A 19,423-nucleotide genomic window follows, 5' to 3' on the forward strand; every position below is an offset into this window, starting at 1 on the left:
CGTGTCCAATAACAACCAGCGCGACAGCGCAATCGGTGTAGCGGTACTCGGTTTTGGCGTGGTCGGCAGCGAAGTCGTCCGCATCATCGAGGAGAGCGCGGAGGATCTGGCGGGCCGTATCGGCGCCCCCCTGGTGCTGCGCGGCATCGGGGTGCGCCGCGTTGCCGCCGACCGTGGTGTGCCAATTGAACTGCTCACCGACAACGTCGATGAGCTCGTTTCACGCGACGACGTCGACATCGTCGTCGAGGTGATGGGACCTGTCGAACCGGCGCGCCAGGCCATCCTTGCCGCACTGAAGCACGGCAAATCTGTTGTCACCGCCAACAAGGCGCTGATGTCCATCGCCAGTGGGGAATTGGCTGCGGCTGCTGAACGCGAGGCCGTCGACCTGTACTTCGAGGCCGCCGTCGCCGGCGCGATCCCGGTCATTCGTCCACTGACCCAGTCGCTGGCCGGCGACAAGGTGCTGCGGGTCGCCGGCATCGTCAACGGCACCACTAACTACATCCTCACCGAAATGGGCAGCACCGGAGCGACTTACGACAGCGCCCTGGCCGACGCGAGCGCGCTTGGCTACGCCGAGGCAGATCCCACCGCGGATGTCGAGGGTTATGACGCCGCCGCGAAGGCCGCGATCCTGGCCTCGATCGCCTTCCACACCCGGGTGACGGCTGACGATGTCTACCGCGAAGGCATCACCAATATCACCCCGGCTGACTTTGAGTCCGCCAGATCCCTGGACTGCACCATCAAACTGCTGTCGATCTGCGAGCGGATCACCACTGACGAAGGGCAGCAACGGGTTTCGGCGCGCGTCTATCCCGCGCTGGTGCCCCTGTCGCATCCGCTGGCCACCGTGAACGGCGCGTTCAACGCCGTGGTGGTCGAGGCCGAGGCGGCCGGTCGGCTGATGTTCTACGGCCAGGGCGCCGGCGGTGCACCCACCGCGTCGGCGGTGACCGGCGATCTGGTCATGGCCGCGCGTAACCGGGTGCTCGGCAGCCGAGGTCCCCGCGAATCCAAATATGCTCAACTTCCGGTGGCGCCAATGGGTTTCATCGAGACGCGGTACTACGTCAGCATGAATGTGGCCGACAGGCCGGGCGTTCTGTCGGCGGTTGCGGCGGAATTCGCCAAGCGCGAGGTGAGCATCGCCGAGGTGCGCCAAGAAGGTGTGGTGGGCGAGGGCGGTCAACGCGTGGGCGCCCGAATCGTCGTGGTCACGCACCGGGCGACCGACGCCGCGCTGTCGGAAACCGTTGAAGCGCTTGCCGACCTGGATGTCGTCGAGAGTGTCGCAAGCGTGTTGCGACTGGAAGGAACCGACGAATGAGCGCCCCTCGGACAGCAGTTCACCAGCCCTGGCCGGGCCTCATAGCGGCATACCGGGACAGGCTGCCGGTCGGCGACGATTGGACGCCGGTCACTCTGCTCGAGGGTGGCACACCGCTCATCGCGGCGCCCCGTCTGTCGGAAAAGACCGGTTGCACAATCCATCTCAAGGTGGAGGGCCTCAATCCCACCGGCTCTTTCAAGGACCGCGGCATGACGATGGCCGTCACCGACGCGCTGGCCCGCGGGCAGCGGGCGGTGTTGTGTGCGTCGACGGGAAACACTTCGGCATCTGCTGCGGCGTATGCGGCGCGCGCCGGCATCACCTGCGCGGTGTTGATCCCGCAGGGCAAGATTGCGATGGGCAAGCTGGCGCAGGCGGTCATGCACGGCGCCAAGATCATCCAAATCGACGGCAATTTCGACGATTGTCTGGAACTCGCTCGCAAGATGACCGCTGATTTTCCGACGATCGCGTTGGTCAACTCGGTTAACCCGGTGCGGATCGAAGGTCAGAAGACGGCAGCGTTCGAGATCGTTGACGCCCTCGGTACCGCGCCTGATGTGCATGCGCTTCCAGTTGGGAACGCCGGCAACATCACGGCGTACTGGAAGGGCTACACCGAATATCACCGCGACGGGCTGATCGAGCAGTTGCCCCGGATGCTGGGCACGCAGGCCGCCGGAGCGGCACCCCTGGTGCTCGGCGAGCCGGTGCCTAACCCGGAGACGATCGCGACGGCGATCCGCATCGGCGCTCCTGCTTCGTGGACCTCGGCGGTCGAGGCTCAGCAGCAGTCGAATGGACGCTTCCTTGCCGCCACCGACGACGAGATCCTGGCGGCATATCACCTGGTCGCCAGCCTCGAAGGGGTCTTCGTCGAGCCGGCGTCGGCGGCCAGCATCGCCGGTCTGCTCAAGTCCGTCGATGACGGGTGGGTACCGCGCGGATCGACGGTGGTGTGCACCGTGACCGGCAATGGACTCAAGGACCCCGACACCGCACTCAAGGACATGCCGAAGGTCGAGGCGCTGCCCGTCGACCCGGTCCTGGTCGTCGAGCAACTGGGGCTCGGGTAACAGTGGCGTTCGCAAGCGCGGCGGAGCCGGGCGCCGCGGGACGCCACGAAACGGGTCCGGCGTTCGCAAGCGCGGCGGAGCCGGGCGCCGCGGGACGCCACCACACGGGTCCGGTGTTCCAGACGCTGCCATCGGGGCTGATCGCTACCGCCGTGGTCGCGGCGTCCAGCGCCAACCTCGGGCCGGGCTTCGACAGCCTCGGCCTTGCCTTGCATCTGTGCGACGAGATCGTCGTCGAGACAACGGATTCCGGCCTGGTGGTAATTGTCGAAGGCGAAGGTGCCGGCCAGGTGCCAGTGGGGCCTGAACATCTCGTCGTGCGCGCCATCCAACGCGGATTACAGGCGGCGGGTGTCAGTGTCGCCGGCCTGGTGGTCCGGTGCCGTAATGACATCCCGCACTCCCGTGGTCTCGGCTCCTCCGCAGCGGCCGTGGTGAGTGGCCTGGCTGCGGTCAATGGTCTTGTTGCGCAAGTGGATTCCACTTTGCTGAGCGAAACTCAGTTGGTTCAACTGGCGTCGGAGTTCGAAGGTCATCCCGACAATGCCGCGGCTGCCGTGCTGGGTGGTGCGGTGGTTTCCTGGGTTGACCGCAGCACCGTTCGTCCCGATTACGGCGCAGTTCAGTTGGACCTGCATCCCGACATCCATCTATTCGCTGCGGTTCCCGAGGAGCGGTCCTCGACTGCGGAGACGCGGGTGTTGTTGCCCGCCCAGGTTAGCCACGAGGACGCGCGGTTCAATCTCAGCAGGTCTGCGTTGCTGGTGGTGGCCCTTACCCAGCGGCCGGACCTGTTGATGGCTGCGACCGAAGATGTACTGCATCAACCCCAGCGTGCACCGGCAATGCCGGCCTCAGCGGAATATTTGCGGCTGCTGCGACGTCATAACGTAGCGGCGACGCTTTCCGGGGCTGGTCCTTCGCTGATTGCGCTGAGTATCGAGCCGGAGTTGCCCGCCGAAGCGGTGGAGTACGGAACCGCAAACGGATTCATCATCAGGAAGATGGCTGTCGGCGAAGGAGTTCGCTGGAGGCCAGGCGTCACCGTCCCCGGCTGATCCACAGCGTGACGGGGGTTTGCTTGCTTCCGGCCAGGAAGCGGGTTATTCTCGGACCCGTCCAGCAATTGCAGCATCTGCATCTGCACAAACTGCGTTGACGCTGGGACAAACACCAATTCTTCTCGTGGACGAGGTTCGCTGTTCCGTCGCCGACACCGGCGATCACCGTTACAGAGTCGATGATTGGGCGCATTCGGCGATTTGCTGATTGCTTGTCCGATGCAGGTACCCCCCGTTTGACGTGATCAGCGGGGCAAGAAAGGAAATCCGTGACTGATACGGACCTCTTCACGGCTGGCGAAAGCACCGACGCCGACAGGCCGTCGGATGCCGTGAACCCAAACACTTCTGGCGCTGCCGGCGCCAAATCCAATGCGCCGGCGACCTCGCTGGCGACCATGGTGCTTCCCGAACTGCGTGCACTGGCCAGCCAAGCCGGCGTCAAGGGCACGTCGGGCATGCGTAAGAGCGAACTGATTGCCGCGATCCAAGAAAGCCGCGGCAAGTCTGTCACCGAGAAGGCCAACGGCGCGGCACCGCAAGACGCCGACAAGGCCGTCCAGAAAGACGACGCTCGCCAGAAAGACGAAGCGCCCCAGAAAGACCCCCAGAACGACCCCCAGAAAGAGAAGGCCGAAGCGCCGGTCCAGAAGGACACAGTCGAGGCGCCCGCGCGGCAGGATGTCGCGAAAGAGCCCCCCGCCGAAGCGCCTTCAGCCCAAGAGGGCGCCGGCCAAGAGGCCAAGAACGGCGTCGCCAGCGAAGAGCGGCCGCGCCGAGAGCGGCGCGGTGCGTCCCGGCAAGCCGGGTCCGCGGCCAACGCCGACGAAACCGACAGCAACGAACAGAAGAACGAGCAGGACCAGAAGAGAGAATCCAGGGCCGAAGAGCGCTCGGCGGACTCGGGTAGCGACCAAGGCGGTGACCAGCAGGGTGGTGGTCAACAGCGTCGCAACAGAGACAACAACAGCAACAACAGCAACAACAGCAACAACAGCAACAACGCCAACGACGACGAGGACGGCGATGGTCGCCAGGGTCGTCGGGGACGCAGGTTCCGCGACCGCAGGCGCCGTGGCGAGCGGACGGGCGAAGGCGGCGGGGGCGGCGGCGAAGCCGAACTGCGCGAAGACGATGTCGTCCAGCCGGTAGCCGGAATCCTGGACGTGCTGGACAACTACGCCTTCGTGCGCACTTCCGGCTACCTGGCCGGCCCGCACGACGTCTACGTGTCCATGAACATGGTGCGTAAGAATGGTTTGCGCCGCGGCGACGCGGTGACCGGAGCCGTCCGGGTGCCCCGAGAAGGGGACGGCGGCGACAAGAACCCGCGGCAGAAATTCAACCCGCTGGTCCGTCTGGACAGCGTCAACGGCGGACCGGTCGAGGATGCCAGGAAGCGTCCCGATTTCCAGAAGTTGACCCCGTTGTACCCCAACCAGCGGCTCCGGCTGGAGACCACGCCGGACCGGCTGACCACCCGCATCATCGACCTGATCATGCCCATCGGTAAGGGTCAGCGCGCGCTGATCGTTTCGCCGCCGAAGGCTGGTAAGACGACGATTCTGCAGGACATCGCCAACGCGATCACCCGCAACAACCCGGAATGCCACCTCATGGTGGTGTTGGTCGATGAGCGGCCCGAAGAAGTGACCGACATGACGCGTTCGGTCAAAGGTGAGGTTATTGCCTCGACCTTCGACCGGCCGCCGACGGACCACACGGCAGTCGCCGAGCTGGCCATCGAGCGTGCCAAGCGGCTTGTGGAGCAGGGTAAAGACGTGGTGGTGCTGCTCGACTCGATCACTCGATTGGGCCGCGCCTACAACAACGCCTCGCCCGCGTCGGGCCGAATCCTGTCCGGTGGTGTCGACTCGACGGCGCTGTACCCGCCCAAGCGTTTCCTGGGCGCCGCCCGCAACATCGAGGAAGGCGGGTCGCTGACCATCATCGCCACCGCGATGGTCGAGACCGGCTCCACCGGTGACACGGTCATCTTCGAGGAGTTCAAGGGCACCGGCAACGCCGAGCTGAAGCTGGACCGCAAGATCTCGGAGCGGCGGGTCTTCCCGGCCGTCGACGTGAACCCTTCGGGCACCCGCAAGGACGAGCTGTTGCTGTCGCCGGACGAGTTCGGCATCGTGCACAAGCTGCGCCGCGTGTTGTCGGGCCTGGATTCTCACCAGGCCATCGATCTGCTGATGTCGCAGCTGCGCAAGACGAAGACGAACTACGAGTTCCTGGTCCAGGTGTCGAAGACGACACCGGGCAACATGGACCACGACTAGTGGCGATCACAAGCGCGGTCAAAGGCCGGGCGCAGCGGGTCGTCACCATCTAGACCATCCAGACCAGCTGGCACAAGGAATACCAGCGCCCAACCCGCTGTTTTGGGTAGGCAGTAGTTGACCTGGCATAATAGGCGCTCGACTTCAGGCCCCGGGGGCACCAGCGGCCACGATCGAAGAGGACATCATGAAAACTGACATTCATCCCGCCTACGACGAGACCACGGTGGTCTGCGGTTGCGGGAACTCCTTCACTACCCGCAGCACCAAGCCGGGCGGCCGCATCGTGGCTGAGGTCTGCTCGCAGTGCCACCCGTTCTACACGGGTAAGCAGAAGATCCTCGACAGCGGCGGCCGGGTCGCCCGCTTCGAGAAGCGCTACGGCAAGCGCAACTCCGGAGCGGACAAAGCCGCAGCTGACAAATAGCTGGCTATCCGACGCCCGAACTGTGCATTAATGGCACAGGCCGGGCGTCGGTTCGCGTTCGGGGCCAAGACCGATAGCGGCGACTCGCAATGAGACTCGCGTAGGAATGAGGTGAGTGACATGACGCAGCCGGCAAAGACGATTGACGTCCTGCTCGCCGAGCACGCAGAGCTCGAGCAGGCGCTGTCCAATCCCGAATTGCACAGCAATCCCGACGAAGCCCGCAGGGTCGGACGGCGGTTCGCCAGGTTGGCCCCGATTGTGTCGACGCATCGAAAGCTGATCTCGGCCAGCGAGGACCTCGCTACCGCCCGTGAGCTGGCAGTCGACGACGCGTCGTTCGCTGACGAGATCGTCGAACTGGAGGCCCGGGTCGCCGAACTGGACACCCAACTCACCGACATGCTGGCGCCACGCGACCCGCACGACGCCGACGACATCCTGCTCGAAGTGAAGTCCGGCGAGGGGGGCGAGGAATCGGCACTGTTCGCCGCCGACCTGGCCAGGATGTATATCCGTTACGCCGAGCGACACGGCTGGACGGTCACGTTGCTTGGTGAAACCACCTCGGATCTCGGTGGCTACAAGGACGCGACGCTGGCCATCGCGTGCAAGGGCGATTCCATCGACGGTGTCTGGTCGCGGATGAAGTTCGAGGGCGGCGTGCACCGCGTGCAGCGCGTTCCGGTGACGGAATCGCAAGGGCGCGTGCATACTTCGGCAGCCGGCGTGCTGGTCTACCCGGAGCCCGAGGAGGTCGGCGAGGTGCAGATCGACGAATCGGATCTGCGCATCGACGTCTACCGGTCATCGGGCAAGGGCGGCCAGGGCGTCAATACCACTGACTCCGCGGTCCGAATCACCCACTTGCCCAGCGGCATCGTCGTCACCTGTCAGAACGAACGCTCGCAGCTGCAGAACAAAGCCCGCGCCATGCAGGTTCTGGCCGCGCGGCTGCAGGTGTTGGCGGAGGAACAAGCGCTTTCCGACGCATCGGCAGATCGCGCTAGCCAGATCCGCACGGTGGACCGCAGCGAACGGATTCGCACCTACAACTTCCCCGAGAATCGGATCACCGATCACCGCATCGGATTCAAATCGCACAACCTCGATCAGGTTCTCGACGGCGACCTGGACGCACTCTTCGACGCGTTGGGCGAAGCCGATAAACAGTCCCGGTTGCAACAAGCGACGTGATGACACTGCGGCAGGCGATCGACTCCGCTGCGGTGCAACTGGCTGAAGCGGGAATCGACTCCGCGCGTTTCGACGCCGAGCAGTTGGCGGCCCACGTGGCGGGCATCGACCGTGGTCGGCTGATCATGATCGAGGCGCCTGGCGAGGAGTTCTTCGGGCGATACCACGACGCCGTCGCCGCGCGTTCGCAGCGGGTGCCGCTGCAGCATTTGATCGGGACGACCGCGTTCGGGCCGGTGCTGCTGAATGTCGGCCCGGGTGTGTTCATTCCGCGTCCGGAAACCGAGGTCATGTTGGAATGGGCCACCGCACAATCACTTACCGGGCAACCGGTGATTGTGGATTTGTGCACCGGGTCGGGCGCGTTGGCCGTCGCACTGGCTCACCATTGGCCGGCCGCGCGGGTGATCGGCGTCGACGACTCGCAGACGGCGCTTGACTACGCGCGCCGTAACGCCCAGAACACCACGGTTGAACTGGTTGAGGCTGACGTCACCGAACTTGCCGGCCGGGCCGGATGGCCCGAACTCGACGGACTGGTGGATCTCGTCGTCGCCAATCCGCCCTACATACCGGCCAGCGCCGTACTGGAACCTGAAGTCGCACAACATGATCCGCATCATGCGTTGTTTGGCGGACCGGATGGCATGGCGGTGATCGTCGACGTGGTCGGACTGGCTGGGCGATGGTTGCGTCCGGGTGGCTATTTCGCTGTCGAGCATGACGACACCACATCCGCGGCGACCGTCGAAATGATCGCCAACACAGGTTTGTTCGACGATATCGTGGCCCGGAAGGATCTGACCGGACGGCCGAGATTCGTGACGGCACAGAGGAGCGAGCGGCGCCAATGACAGACGTATTCGACTGTGCCGACCCGGACCAGCGTGCCCGCGGAATCACCTCCGCGGTCGGAGCGCTCAAGGCCGGCCGGCTGGTTGTGATGCCGACGGACACCGTCTACGGCATCGGTGCCGATGCGTTCGACAGCACCGCGGTGGATGCTCTACTTGCGGCCAAGGGCCGCGGCCGCGACATGCCGGTGGGCGTGCTCGTCGGTTCCTGGCACACGATCGAAGGTCTCGTGTACGGAATGCCCGACGGGGCGCGCGAACTGGTTCGCGCCTTCTGGCCGGGAGCGCTGAGCCTGGTGGTCATGCAGGCGCCGTCGCTGCAATGGGACCTCGGCGATGCGCACGGCACCGTGATGCTGCGGATGCCGCTGCACCCGGTTGCCATCGAGTTGCTGCGCGAGGTCGGACCAATGGCCGTGTCCAGCGCCAACGTCTCCGGTCAGCCCGCCGCGGTCGACGCCGACGAAGCACGCCGCCAGCTGGGCAATCTCGTCGATGTCTACCTCGACGGCGGAACCGCCGCCCAGCAGGCGGCATCAACGATCGTCGACCTGAGTGGAAATTCGCCACGCATCCTGCGTGAGGGTCCGGTGCCCACCGGGCGCATCGCTGAGGTGCTCGGCGTGGATGCGGCCGGCTTGATCGCCTGAGACGAGACTCAGGTTGGTGAAGTACGGTCTCGAGGTGTCTAGCGATGTGGCCAGCCTTGCCGGTGGCTTGCTCGCACTCTCGCCCCGTAGCGCCGGCGTCCCGTTGCGCGAGCTGGCTCTGGTCGGACTGACCGCCGCGATCATCACCTATTTCGCGACCGGACCGGTGCGCGTGCTCGCCACCCGATTGGGTGCCGTCGCGTACCCGCGGGAACGCGATGTGCACGTGACGCCGACCCCACGAATGGGCGGGCTGGCGATGTTCACCGGTGTGGCCGCCGCCGTCTTTCTCGCCTCCCAGCTCCCGGCCCTCACGCGTGGGTTCGTCTACTCCACCGGCATGCCCGCAGTACTGGTAGCGGGCGCGGTGATCATGGGTATCGGCCTGATCGACGACCGATGGGGTTTGGACGCTTTGACCAAGTTCGCTGGTCAGATCACCGCAGCGAGCGTGCTGGTGACCATGGGTGTGGCCTGGAGTGTTCTCTACATCCCGTTCGGCGGCGTGGGCACCATCGTGTTGGACCAGGCTTCCTCGATCCTGCTGACGCTGGCGCTGACCGTATCGATCGTCAACGCGATGAACTTCGTCGACGGCCTGGACGGGCTGGCCGCCGGGCTCGGCCTCATCACCGCGCTCGCGATCTGCATGTTCTCGGTGGGTCTACTTCGCGACCACGGCGGCGACGTGCTGTATTACCCGCCCGCGGTGATCTCGGTGGTCCTTGCGGGCGCCTGTCTGGGCTTCCTGCCGCACAACTTCCACCGGGCCAGGATCTTCATGGGAGATTCCGGTTCGATGCTGATCGGCCTGATGCTGGCCGCTGCGTCCACGACGGCTGCCGGGCCTATTTCGCAGAACGCGTACGGCGCCCGAGACGTGTTTGCTCTGCTGTCGCCCTTCCTGTTGGTGGTAGCGGTCATGTTCGTGCCGATGCTCGACTTATTGCTGGCGATCGTGCGGCGCACCCGTGCGGGCCGCAGTGCCTTCACGCCCGACAAGATGCACCTGCACCATCGACTCCTACAGATCGGTCATTCGCATCGTCGCGTGGTCCTACTGATCTATCTATGGGTGGGCATCGTCGCCTTCGGCGCGGCGAGCACGATCTTTTTCGACCCTCGGCATACGGCGGCGGTGATGCTGGGCGCCATTGCGGTAGCCGGCGTAGCAACCGTGATTCCGCTCTTGCGCCGCGGCGATGACTATGACGACGACGGCTACGACGACGACTAACCGGGGTCTACGACAGTCGGTAGTAGTGGCGTCTACTATATGGTACGGTGCTGGTAGAACCCCGAAATAAACCTCGCGGGTTGCCGGCCCCCCGGCCCGTCGGATGTGTTTTCGAGCGTGCCGACACAAGAGCGACACAGGGAGCTACCCCTTGGGTAAGTCCAGCGCGACGCTTGCGATACGCTCGGCGGGCTACGAATCAGCAAGTGATGTGGTTCACGCTTCATCAACCCGGATTGAGGTGCTGCAGTGACGACACCAGCGCAGGACGCGCCGTTGGTGTTTCCCGCTGTTGCGTTCCGTCCCGTACGCCTGTTCGTCATCAGCCTGGTCTTGACCGCGCTGGCGACTGGGATCGCCGCCTACGCCGGTCGTCCACTCATCGGGGCGTTTTTCGGGATTGGGTTGCTCTTGGGTTTGCTCAACGCTCTGTTGGTGCGGCACTCGGTGGAGTCGATCACCTCGCGTGAGCACCCGATGAAGAGCTCGATGGCCATCAACTCCGCTTCGCGGGTTGCGGTCATCACCATTGTTGCGCTGATCATTGCTTTCGTTTTCAAGCCCGCGGGCTTGGGTGTGCTGTTTGGCTTGGCGCTCTTCCAGGTGGTGCTGGTGTTGTCGACGGCGCTGCCGGTCTGGAAGAAGCTGCGGACGGGCGAGCCGGATGTGGCACCCGTTGAGGGTGAAGGCGCAGGCGCTGTACTGACCGGTTCGGAAGGCACTGAAGGGAGGAGCGCCGGCGATGACTGAGTCGATCCTGGCCGCGGCGATAGAGGTCGGTGAGCACCACAAGGCGACCTGGCTGGGTCTGACCGTTAACACCGACACCATCTACGCGACGGCAATCGCTGCGGCGATCGTGATCGCGCTGGCCTTCTGGCTGAAGTCGAAGGTCACCTCGACCGATGTGCCGGGCGGAGTCCAGCTTTTCTTCGAGGCGATCACCATCCAGATGCGCGATCAGGTGGAGGCTGCCATCGGAATGCGCGTCGCACCTTTCGTGCTGCCGCTCGCGGTGACCATCTTCGTGTTCATCCTGATCTCCAACTGGCTGTCCGTGCTGCCACTGCAGTACACCGAAAAGGACGGCAAGACCACCGAGTTGCTCTCTTCGGCGGCCGCCGACATCAACTATGTGCTCGCGCTCGCGCTGTTCGTGTTCGTCTGCTACCACGCGGCGGGAATCTGGCGCCGGGGCATCATCGGGCACCCGATCAAGGTGCTCAAGGGCCACGTGACGCTCCTCGCCCCGATCAACATCGTCGAGGAAATCGCGAAGCCAATTTCGCTGTCGCTCCGGCTCTTCGGCAACATCTTTGCCGGTGGCATCATGGTGGCGCTCATCGCAATGTTCCCGCCCTACATCTTGTGGGCGCCGAATGCGATCTGGAAAGCGTTCGACTTGTTCGTCGGTGCGATACAGGCCTTCATCTTCGCGCTGCTGACGATCCTGTACTTCAGCCAATCGATGGAACTCGACGAAGACCACCACTAAGAACTTCCCGAACTCGTAAACACAATTATCAAGGAGGATAACGATGGCTCTTGACCCGCAAATCATTCAAGGCGCTCTCATCGGCGGCGGCCTGATCATGGGCGGCGGCGCTATCGGCGCCGGTATCGGCGACGGTATTGCCGGTAACGCGCTGATCTCCGGTGTCGCTCGGCAGCCCGAGGCGCAGGGTCGGCTCTTCACGCCGTTCTTCATCACCGTCGGTCTGGTCGAGGCGGCCTACTTCATCAACCTGGCGTTCATGGCGTTGTTCGTCTTCGCCACGCCGGGCGCGTCCTAACCAGTCGTTATGGGTGACACGACCCTGAGCGTCTTGGCATCCAGCCAGGTAGTCGCTGAAGGCAACAACTTCCTGGTTCCTAACGGCACCTTCTTCTTCGTGCTGGCCATCTTCCTGTTGGTGCTGGGCGTCATCGGCACGTTCGTCGTGCCGCCGATCCTCAAGGTGCTGCGGGAACGTGACGCCATGGTCGCCAAGACGCAGGCTGACAACAAGAAGTCAGCCGAGCAGTTCGCTGCCGCCGAAGCCGACTACGAAGAGGCCATGAAGGAAGCCCGCGTCCAGGCCGGTTCATTCCGTGACAAGGCCCGGACGGAGGGCCGGAAGGTCATCGACGACGCCCGTGCCCACGCTGATCAACAAGTGGCACAGACGCTAGCCGCGGCCAACGAGCAATTGAAGCGGGAGAGGGACTCCGTGGAAATGGATCTGCGTGCCAACGTGGGAAAGATGTCGGCGACTCTGGCCAGTCGGATTCTCGGCGTAGATGTCATCCCCTCAGCTGCGACAAGGTAACTATTAATGTCGACATTTATCGGACAGCTCGTCGGGTTCGCGGCGATCGTGTTGCTGGTCTGGCGGTATGTCATTCCGCCGGTGCGCAATATGATGACCACCCGGCAGGAGACTGTGCGTCAACAGTTGAAAGATTCGGACACGGCAGCCAAACGGCTCACCGAATCGACGACCGCGCACAGCAAGGCCGTGCAAACTGCGAAGGATGAGGCGAAGCGTCTCGTCGAAGAGGCCAAGGCCGACGCCGAGCGCATCGCCGAGCAACTGCAGGCCCAGGCTGAATCCGACGGAGAGCGCATCAAGGCGCAGGGGACTCGCCAGGTGGAGTTGTTGCGGACGCAGCTGACTCGTCAGCTCCGTCTGGAACTCGGCCACGAATCCGTGCGCCAGGCAAGCGAATTGGTGCGCAACTATGTTGCCGACGACGACCAGCAGTCGGCCACGGTCGACCGGTTCCTCGACGAGCTCGATGACATGGCGCCGGAGCCGGCGGACGTCGAGTACCCGGTGCTGGCAAAGATGCGATCGTCGAGCCGGCGGGCACTGAACAATCTGGTCGACCGCTTCGACACCGTGGCCAAGGATCTCGACAACAGTGGTCTGACCAAGGTGGCGGACGAGCTGGTGTCGGTGGCCAAGCTGTTCAACAGTGAGTCCGTCGTGACCCGGTATCTGACGCTGCCGGCCGAAGATTCAGCGCCTCGCGTAAAGCTTCTCGACCGTCTGCTCGAAGGAAAGGTCGGCGATGCGACGCTCGACCTGTTGCGGACCGCCGTCTCGGAGCGGTGGTCGGCGGACTCCGATGTGGTCGACGCGATAGAGCACGTGTCGCGCCAAGCGCTGCTCGCGGTCGCGGAGGGCGATGACCAGATCGATGAGGTCGAAGATCAGCTGTTCCGCTTCTCGCGCGTGATCGATACGCAACCGCGGCTTGCCGTTCTGCTGGGTGACCACACCACCCCCGCCGAAGGGCGGGTGGGGTTGCTGCGCAAGGTGCTGGACGGCTCGAGCGGCCGCGTCAATCCCGTTGCCGCCGCGCTGTTGTCGCACACCATCGAGCTGTTGAGGGGCCAACCGGCCAACGAGGCCGTGCTGTTCCTGGCCGAAGTTGCTGTTGCGCGCCGCGGCGAAGTTGTCGCCCAGGTCAGTGCCGCGGCCGAGCTGCGCGACGCCCAGCGCACCCGTCTCGGCGAGGTGCTGAGTCGTATCTATGGGCATCCGGTGGCGATCCAGCTGCAGATTGATGCCGAACTCCTTGGTGGCCTTCTGATCTCCGTGGCTGACGAGGTAATCGACGGCTCGCTCAAGTCGCGTTTGGCCGCCGCCGAGTCTCAGTTACCTGATTAACAACACGAACTAGTCAGCACAACCTCCGAACTAGGAAGACGAAAAGCCATGGCCGACTTGACAATCTCCGCCGATGACATTCAGAGCGCAATCGAAGAGTACGTAGAGTCCTTCACCGCCGACACCTCCCGCGAGGAGGTCGGCACCGTGATCGACGCCGGGGACGGCATCGCGCACGTCGAAGGTCTGCCGTCGGTGATGACCCAAGAACTGCTCGAGTTCCCGGGCGGAGTGCTCGGCGTCGCCCTCAACCTGGATGAGCACAGCATCGGCGCGGTCATCCTCGGTGACTTTGAGAAGATCGCAGAGGGTCAGCAGGTCAAGCGGACCGGCGACGTGCTGTCGGTGCCGGTCGGCGACGGGTTCCTGGGCCGCGTGGTCAACCCGCTCGGCCAGCCGATCGACGGTGGCGGCGACATCGACACCGACATCCGGCGCGCGCTCGAGTTGCAGGCGCCTTCAGTGGTCGAGCGGCAGAGCGTGAAGGAGCCGCTGCAGACCGGCATCAAGGCCATCGACGCGATGACGCCCATCGGGCGTGGTCAGCGTCAGCTGATCATCGGCGACCGCAAGACCGGCAAGACCGCCGTCTGCGTCGACACCATCCTCAACCAGCGGCAGAACTGGGAAACCGGCGACGAGAAGAAGCAGGTCCGCTGCGTCTACGTGGCGATCGGCCAGAAGGGCACCACCATCGCTTCGGTCCGGCGCGCGCTGGACGAAGGCGGCGCGATGGACTACACCACCATCGTCGCGGCGCCGGCTTCCGACGCCGCCGGCTTCAAATGGCTTGCGCCCTACACGGGTTCGGCGATTGCGCAGCACTGGATGTACGAGGGCAAGCACGTGCTGATCGTCTTCGACGACTTGACCAAGCAGGCCGAGGCGTACCGGGCCATTTCGCTGCTGCTGCGCCGTCCGCCCGGCCGCGAGGCCTACCCCGGCGACGTGTTCTACCTGCACTCCCGGCTGCTGGAGCGCTGCGGAAAACTGTCCGAAGAACTCGGTGGCGGCTCGCTGACCGGCCTGCCGATCATCGAGACCAAGGCCAACGACATCTCGGCCTACATCCCGACCAACGTCATCTCCATCACCGACGGACAGTGCTTCCTGGAGAGCGACCTGTTCAACCAGGGTGTCCGGCCTGCCATCAACGTCGGTGTGTCGGTGTCCCGCGTCGGCGGCGCGGCGCAGATCAAGGCCATGAAAGAGGTGGCCGGATCGCTGCGTCTGGATCTGTCGCAGTATCGCGAGCTGGAATCCTTCGCGGCGTTCGCGTCCGACCTGGACGAGACGTCGAAGAAGCAGCTGCAGCGTGGCGAACGCCTGGTGGAGCTGCTCAAGCAACCGCAGTTCTCGCCGCTGCCCGTTGAGCAACAGGTGGTTTCGATCTTCCTGGGCACCGGCGGACACCTGGACTCGGTGCCGGTCGAGGACATCAAGCGGTTCGAGGCCGAACTGCTGGACCACATGAAGGCCTCTGAGGAGGGCTTCCTCAAGAACATTCGTGAGAGTCAGAAACTCGGCGAAGAGGACGAGGAGAAGCTGGTCGACATCATCGACCACTTCAAGAAGGGCTTCGCGGCCAGCGATGGCGAGTCGGTGGTTCGCGACGAGCACGCCGAGCCCCTCGACGAGGACGATTTGTCCAAGGAATCGGTGAAGGTCAAGAAGGACAAACCCAAGAAGGATTCCAAGGACGACAAGAAGAAGGACAAGAAGTAGCTAACGATGGCTGCCACACTCCGCGAACTACGCGGCCGAATCAAATCGGCGGGGTCGATCAAGAAGATCACCAAAGCGCAGGAACTGATCGCGACGTCGCGTATCGGAAAGGCGCAGACTCGGCTGCAATCGGCCCGACCTTACGCCTTCCAGATCACCTCGATGCTTCTTACCTTGTCTTCCGAAGCGGCGCTGGATCATCCGCTCCTCGTGGAGCGGCCGGAACCGAAGCGGGCCGGCGTCTTGGTGGTGTCCTCCGACCGTGGTCTGTGTGGCGCCTACAACTCGAGCATCTTCCGTCGCTCTGAGGAGCTCTTCGCCCTCTTGCGAGATGAGGGCAAGGAGCCGGTGCTGTACACGGTGGGACGCAAGGCCCAGAACTACTTCTCGTTCCGAAACTGGGACATCAGGGAGTCGTGGACCGGATTCTCCGAGCAGCCGAAGTATGAGAATGCGGCGGAGATCGGGGACGCCTTGGTCGACGCGTTCATGGCGGGTAGCGACGACGACGAGAACAACGCCGACGGCGTGCAGGGCGTCGACGAATTGCACATCGTCTATTCGGAATTCAAGTCGATGATGTCTCAGCAAGCCGCAGCCCACCGAATTGCGCCCCTGGTGGTGGAGTACGTCGAGGAAGACACCGGACCGCACACCTTGTACTCGTTCGAGCCGGATGCAACAACGCTGTTCGACGCGCTGCTGCCGCGGTACCTGACCACCCGTGTGTACGCGGCGCTGCTCGAGTCGGCGGCATCGGAGCTGGCGTCGCGCCAGCGCGCGATGAAGTCGGCCACTGACAATGCCGACGACCTCATCAAGGACCTGACGTTGCAAGCCAACCGTGAGCGGCAGGCCCAGATCACCCAAGAGATCAGCGAAATCGTCGGCGGCGCAAACGCGCTCGCTGACGCCTCCAAATAGGCCCCACGAGGAAGCGAAAGAGTAGATGGCTGCTACATCAGAAACGACTGAGAAGAAGTCGGCAAGCTCCGACACCAACGGCCGAGTGGTTCGGATCACCGGTCCTGTCGTCGACATCGAGTTTCCCCGGGGTTCCGTCCCAGACCTGTTCAACGCGCTGCACGCCGACATCCCGTTCGAGTCACTCAAGAAGACTCTGACGCTGGAGGTCGCGCAGCACCTTGGTGACAACCTGGTCCGGGCGATCTCGATGCAGCCCACCGATGGCCTGGTGCGCGGCACCGAGGTCACCGACACCGGCAACTCGATCTCGGTGCCGGTCGGGGAGAAGGTGAAGGGCCACGTCTTCAACGCACTCGGCGTCTGTCTCGACAAGCCCGGCTACGGAGAAGACTTCGAGCACTGGTCGATTCACCGCAAGCCGCCGAAATTCGAAGACCTCGAACCCCGTACCGAGATGCTGGAGACCGGCCTCAAGGTCGTCGACCTGCTGACTCCCTACGTGCGTGGTGGCAAGATCGCACTGTTCGGTGGTGCCGGCGTCGGCAAGACCGTGCTGATCCAGGAGATGATCAACCGTATTGCCCGAAACTTCGGTGGCACTTCGGTTTTCGCCGGCGTGGGGGAGCGTACCCGTGAGGGCAACGACCTCTGGGTCGAACTGAAGGAAGCCGACGTGCTCAAGGACACCGCTCTGGTGTTCGGTCAGATGGACGAGCCGCCCGGCACCCGTATGCGGGTCGCGCTGTCCGCGCTGACCATGGCGGAGTGGTTCCGCGACGAGGCCGGCCAGGACGTGCTGCTGTTCATCGACAACATCTTCCGGTTCACCCAGGCCGGCTCGGAGGTATCCACGCTGCTCGGACGTATGCCGTCCGCGGTGGGCTACCAGCCCACGCTGGCCGACGAGATGGGTGAACTGCAGGAGCGCATCACCTCGACACGAGGCAAGTCGATTACCTCCATGCAGGCCGTGTATGTGCCCGCCGACGACTACACCGACCCGGCGCCGGCGACCACGTTCGCTCACCTCGACGCCACTACGGAGTTGTCGCGTTCGGTGTTCTCCAAGGGCATCTTCCCCGCGGTGGACCCGCTGGCCTCCAGCTCAACCATCCTCGACCCCAGTGTCGTCGGCGACGAGCACTACCGGGTGGCGCAGGAAGTTATCCGAATCCTGCAGCGCTACAAGGACCTTCAGGACATCATCGCAATTCTGGGTATCGACGAACTGTCCGAAGAGGACAAGCAGTTGGTCAACCGGGCCCGCCGCATCGAGCGTTTCCTGTCCCAGAACATGATGGCGGCCGAGCAGTTCACCGGTCAGCCTGGTTCGACGGTCCCGGTGAAGGAGACCATCGAATCCTTCGACAGGCTTGCCAAGGGCGATTTCGACCACGTGCCCGAGCAGGCGTTCTTCCTGATCGGCGGACTCGACGACTTGGCCAAGAAGGCCGAGACCTTCGGCGTCAAGCTGTGATGCAGTCCGCCCGGGCGGGCTTGAAGAAGCACCGGAAGGTGGGGTGACATGTCCGAACTGAACGTTCAGATTGTCGCCGTCGACCGTGAGATCTGGTCGGGCGAAGCTACATTCCTCTTCACTCGTACCACCGCTGGGGAGATCGGGATTCTGCCCCATCACATCCCACTGGTGGCGCAACTGGTCGACGACGCGATGGTGCGTGTCGAGCGAGAAGGCGAAGACGACCTGCGGATCGCGGTGGATGGTGGCTTTCTGACGGTGACTGAAGAGGGCGTCAGCGTCCTCGCCGAATCTGCGGAGTTCGAGAAGGACATCGACGAAAGCTCCGCCAGGCAGGATTCCGAATCCGACGATCCCAAGATCGCTGCCAAGGGTCGCGCGAGGCTGCGCGCCCTCGGCGCGCTAGATTAGTTCCTAAGATGAGCGCGCCCATGGTCGGCATGGTCGTGCTCATCATCCTGCTGGGGGCAGCCGTCCTCGCCTTGAGTTACCGCCTGTGGAAGCTGCGCCAGGGTGGTACCGCGGCCATCATGCGGGATATCCCGGCTGTCGGTGGCCATGGCTGGCGGCACGGCATGATTCGCTACCGAGGCGGCGAGGCCGAGTACTACCGGCTGTCCAGCCTGCGGCTGTGGCCCGATCGCCGGCTGAGTCGACGCGGCGTGGAGGTCGTTGCCCGGCGTGCGCCACGGGGCGACGAATTCGACATCATGACTCACGAGATCGTGGTGCTGGAACTTCGTGACACCACCCAGGAACGACGGTTGGGCTACGAAATCGCCTTGGACAGAGGCGCTTTGACCGCGTTTCAGTCGTGGCTGGAATCGCGGCCGTCACCGCGGGCCCGACGCCGCAGCGTCTGAACTACTCGGGGCCTTTCTTGGCGCCACCGGGTTGCCAGAGCACGTCCCCGTCGGGATTGGCCACCCGTGACAGGATGAAGAGCAGATCCGAAAGTCGGTTGAGGTACTTGGCCGGCAATACGCTGACGCCGTCCGAATACTCGTCGACCGCGGCCCACGCCGATCGTTCGGCGCGTCGCGCCACCGTGCGGGCGACGTGCAAGAGTGCCGACAACGGCGTACCACCTGGCAGCACAAAGGAATTCAGCGCCGGCAGGCTTTCGTTGAAGTCGTCGCACCATCCCTCGAGACGATCGATGTAGGGCTGGGTGATACGCAACGGGGGATGCTCGGGATTCTCGACGACAGGAGTCGAGAGGTCCGCTCCGGCGTCGAACAAGTCGTTCTGGATCTGGCGGAGCACCTCGGCGATCTGATCACTCGGAGCGCCTAGTGCGACGGCAACGCCGATCGCCGAGTTGGCCTCGTCGCAATCCGCGTAGGCCACCAGTCGGGTGTCGGTCTTTGCGACGCGTGAGAAATCGCTCAAACCGGTAGTGCCGTCGTCGCCGGTCCGGGTATAGATGCGGGTCAGATGGACTGCCATGAGCAAGACGCTACCGGGTCCGATGAGCGGCGCGAGATTCGTTGGGGGTCGGCCGAC

The 19,423-nt window shown here is 64.0% G+C and carries 20 protein-coding genes; 19 read left to right on the forward strand and 1 reads right to left on the reverse strand.

Annotated features, from left to right (window positions below; all coding sequences use genetic code 11):
* Nucleotide 1 precedes the first annotated feature (1 nt).
* The 19 genes from ACZY1I_RS29270 (at nt 2) to ACZY1I_RS29360 (ending at nt 18,780) form a co-directional block, all read left to right on the forward strand.
* Nucleotides 2–1,336 (forward strand): homoserine dehydrogenase, encoded by a 1,335-nt coding sequence (locus tag ACZY1I_RS29270; RefSeq protein ID WP_463760918.1) that lies wholly within the window; start codon nt 2–4, stop codon nt 1,334–1,336.
* Nucleotides 1,333–2,415, forward strand: a complete 1,083-nt coding sequence (gene thrC, locus ACZY1I_RS29275; protein WP_463760919.1) for a threonine synthase — start codon at nt 1,333–1,335, stop codon at nt 2,413–2,415. The genes ACZY1I_RS29270 and thrC overlap by 4 nt, the downstream gene beginning before the upstream one ends.
* Nucleotides 2,416–2,528: 113 nt before the next feature.
* Entirely contained in the window at nt 2,529–3,473 is a 945-nt protein-coding gene (thrB, locus tag ACZY1I_RS29280) for a homoserine kinase (protein WP_463761012.1), read from the forward strand.
* A gap of 272 nt (nt 3,474–3,745) precedes the next feature.
* Entirely contained in the window at nt 3,746–5,764 is a 2,019-nt protein-coding gene (rho, locus tag ACZY1I_RS29285; RefSeq protein WP_463760920.1) for a transcription termination factor Rho, read from the forward strand.
* 187 nt (nt 5,765–5,951) lie between these two features.
* A complete protein-coding gene (gene rpmE, locus ACZY1I_RS29290) occupies nt 5,952–6,191 on the forward strand; it encodes a 50S ribosomal protein L31 (RefSeq protein WP_463760921.1) in 240 nt (79 codons plus the stop codon).
* Between the two features lie 120 nt (nt 6,192–6,311).
* Nucleotides 6,312–7,388, forward strand: coding sequence for a peptide chain release factor 1 (gene prfA / locus ACZY1I_RS29295; protein WP_463760922.1), 1,077 nt, complete (start codon nt 6,312–6,314; stop codon nt 7,386–7,388).
* The gene (prmC, locus tag ACZY1I_RS29300) at nt 7,388–8,242 is read left to right on the forward strand and encodes a peptide chain release factor N(5)-glutamine methyltransferase (RefSeq protein ID WP_463760923.1); all 855 of its coding nucleotides are present in this window, start codon (nt 7,388–7,390) and stop codon (nt 8,240–8,242) included. Before prfA ends, prmC begins: the two co-directional genes overlap by 1 nt.
* Entirely contained in the window at nt 8,239–8,892 is a 654-nt protein-coding gene (locus ACZY1I_RS29305; protein WP_463760924.1) for an L-threonylcarbamoyladenylate synthase, read from the forward strand. Before prmC ends, ACZY1I_RS29305 begins: the two co-directional genes overlap by 4 nt.
* A gap of 16 nt (nt 8,893–8,908) precedes the next feature.
* A complete protein-coding gene (gene rfe / locus ACZY1I_RS29310; protein WP_463760925.1) occupies nt 8,909–10,129 on the forward strand; it encodes a UDP-N-acetylglucosamine--decaprenyl-phosphate N-acetylglucosaminephosphotransferase in 1,221 nt (406 codons plus the stop codon).
* Nucleotides 10,130–10,378: 249 nt separating this feature from the next.
* Complete coding sequence (locus ACZY1I_RS29315; protein WP_463760926.1) at nt 10,379–10,879, forward strand: ATP synthase subunit I; 501 nt, start codon at nt 10,379–10,381, stop codon at nt 10,877–10,879.
* The gene (gene atpB, locus ACZY1I_RS29320; protein WP_463760927.1) at nt 10,872–11,624 is read left to right on the forward strand and encodes a F0F1 ATP synthase subunit A; all 753 of its coding nucleotides are present in this window, start codon (nt 10,872–10,874) and stop codon (nt 11,622–11,624) included. Before ACZY1I_RS29315 ends, atpB begins: the two co-directional genes overlap by 8 nt.
* A 43-nt stretch (nt 11,625–11,667) precedes the next feature.
* Nucleotides 11,668–11,922, forward strand: coding sequence for a F0F1 ATP synthase subunit C (locus ACZY1I_RS29325; RefSeq protein ID WP_463760928.1), 255 nt, complete (start codon nt 11,668–11,670; stop codon nt 11,920–11,922).
* A gap of 9 nt (nt 11,923–11,931) precedes the next feature.
* Complete coding sequence (locus ACZY1I_RS29330; protein WP_463760929.1) at nt 11,932–12,438, forward strand: F0F1 ATP synthase subunit B; 507 nt, start codon at nt 11,932–11,934, stop codon at nt 12,436–12,438.
* Between the two features lie 6 nt (nt 12,439–12,444).
* Nucleotides 12,445–13,785 (forward strand): F0F1 ATP synthase subunit B/delta, encoded by a 1,341-nt coding sequence (locus ACZY1I_RS29335; protein ID WP_463760930.1) that lies wholly within the window; start codon nt 12,445–12,447, stop codon nt 13,783–13,785.
* 48 nt (nt 13,786–13,833) lie between these two features.
* Nucleotides 13,834–15,510, forward strand: coding sequence for a F0F1 ATP synthase subunit alpha (gene atpA / locus ACZY1I_RS29340; RefSeq protein ID WP_463760932.1), 1,677 nt, complete (start codon nt 13,834–13,836; stop codon nt 15,508–15,510).
* A gap of 6 nt (nt 15,511–15,516) precedes the next feature.
* On the forward strand, nt 15,517–16,434 hold the full coding sequence (locus tag ACZY1I_RS29345; RefSeq protein ID WP_463760933.1) for a F0F1 ATP synthase subunit gamma: 918 nt from the start codon (nt 15,517–15,519) through the stop codon (nt 16,432–16,434).
* 25 nt (nt 16,435–16,459) lie between these two features.
* Complete coding sequence (gene atpD, locus ACZY1I_RS29350) at nt 16,460–17,914, forward strand: F0F1 ATP synthase subunit beta (protein ID WP_463760934.1); 1,455 nt, start codon at nt 16,460–16,462, stop codon at nt 17,912–17,914.
* A 48-nt stretch (nt 17,915–17,962) separates the two neighbouring features.
* On the forward strand, nt 17,963–18,328 hold the full coding sequence (locus ACZY1I_RS29355) for a F0F1 ATP synthase subunit epsilon (RefSeq protein ID WP_463760935.1): 366 nt from the start codon (nt 17,963–17,965) through the stop codon (nt 18,326–18,328).
* Nucleotides 18,329–18,336: 8 nt separating this feature from the next.
* Nucleotides 18,337–18,780, forward strand: a complete 444-nt coding sequence (locus ACZY1I_RS29360; protein ID WP_463760936.1) for a DUF2550 domain-containing protein — start codon at nt 18,337–18,339, stop codon at nt 18,778–18,780.
* A gap of 1 nt (nt 18,781) precedes the next feature.
* On the opposite strand, the gene ACZY1I_RS29365 is transcribed toward ACZY1I_RS29360, so the two are convergent.
* Nucleotides 18,782–19,366 (reverse strand): cob(I)yrinic acid a,c-diamide adenosyltransferase, encoded by a 585-nt coding sequence (locus tag ACZY1I_RS29365; RefSeq protein WP_463760937.1) that lies wholly within the window; start codon nt 19,364–19,366, stop codon nt 18,782–18,784.
* Nucleotides 19,367–19,423 lie beyond the last annotated feature (57 nt).

The sequence above is a fragment of the Mycobacterium sp. IDUB_37 genome (assembly GCF_055419245.1).

Excerpts from the sequence above, each read along its gene's own strand:
- ACZY1I_RS29330 (WP_463760929.1), top strand. The coding sequence starts at position 11,932 with ATGGGTGACACGACCCTGAGCGTCTTGGCATCCAGCCAGGTAGTCGCT.
- prfA (WP_463760922.1), top strand. The coding sequence starts at position 6,312 with ATGACGCAGCCGGCAAAGACGATTGACGTCCTGCTCGCCGAGCACGCA.
- ACZY1I_RS29360 (WP_463760936.1), top strand. The coding sequence starts at position 18,337 with ATGAGCGCGCCCATGGTCGGCATGGTCGTGCTCATCATCCTGCTGGGG.
- ACZY1I_RS29355 (WP_463760935.1), top strand. The coding sequence starts at position 17,963 with ATGTCCGAACTGAACGTTCAGATTGTCGCCGTCGACCGTGAGATCTGG.
- thrC (WP_463760919.1), top strand. The coding sequence starts at position 1,333 with ATGAGCGCCCCTCGGACAGCAGTTCACCAGCCCTGGCCGGGCCTCATA.
- atpB (WP_463760927.1), top strand. The coding sequence starts at position 10,872 with ATGACTGAGTCGATCCTGGCCGCGGCGATAGAGGTCGGTGAGCACCAC.
- ACZY1I_RS29345 (WP_463760933.1), top strand. The coding sequence starts at position 15,517 with ATGGCTGCCACACTCCGCGAACTACGCGGCCGAATCAAATCGGCGGGG.
- ACZY1I_RS29305 (WP_463760924.1), top strand. The coding sequence starts at position 8,239 with ATGACAGACGTATTCGACTGTGCCGACCCGGACCAGCGTGCCCGCGGA.
- ACZY1I_RS29325 (WP_463760928.1), top strand. The coding sequence starts at position 11,668 with ATGGCTCTTGACCCGCAAATCATTCAAGGCGCTCTCATCGGCGGCGGC.
- atpA (WP_463760932.1), top strand. The coding sequence starts at position 13,834 with ATGGCCGACTTGACAATCTCCGCCGATGACATTCAGAGCGCAATCGAA.
- rpmE (WP_463760921.1), top strand. The coding sequence starts at position 5,952 with ATGAAAACTGACATTCATCCCGCCTACGACGAGACCACGGTGGTCTGC.
- atpD (WP_463760934.1), top strand. The coding sequence starts at position 16,460 with ATGGCTGCTACATCAGAAACGACTGAGAAGAAGTCGGCAAGCTCCGAC.
- ACZY1I_RS29335 (WP_463760930.1), top strand. The coding sequence starts at position 12,445 with ATGTCGACATTTATCGGACAGCTCGTCGGGTTCGCGGCGATCGTGTTG.
- prmC (WP_463760923.1), top strand. The coding sequence starts at position 7,388 with ATGACACTGCGGCAGGCGATCGACTCCGCTGCGGTGCAACTGGCTGAA.
- ACZY1I_RS29365 (WP_463760937.1), bottom strand. The coding sequence starts at position 19,366 with ATGGCAGTCCATCTGACCCGCATCTATACCCGGACCGGCGACGACGGC.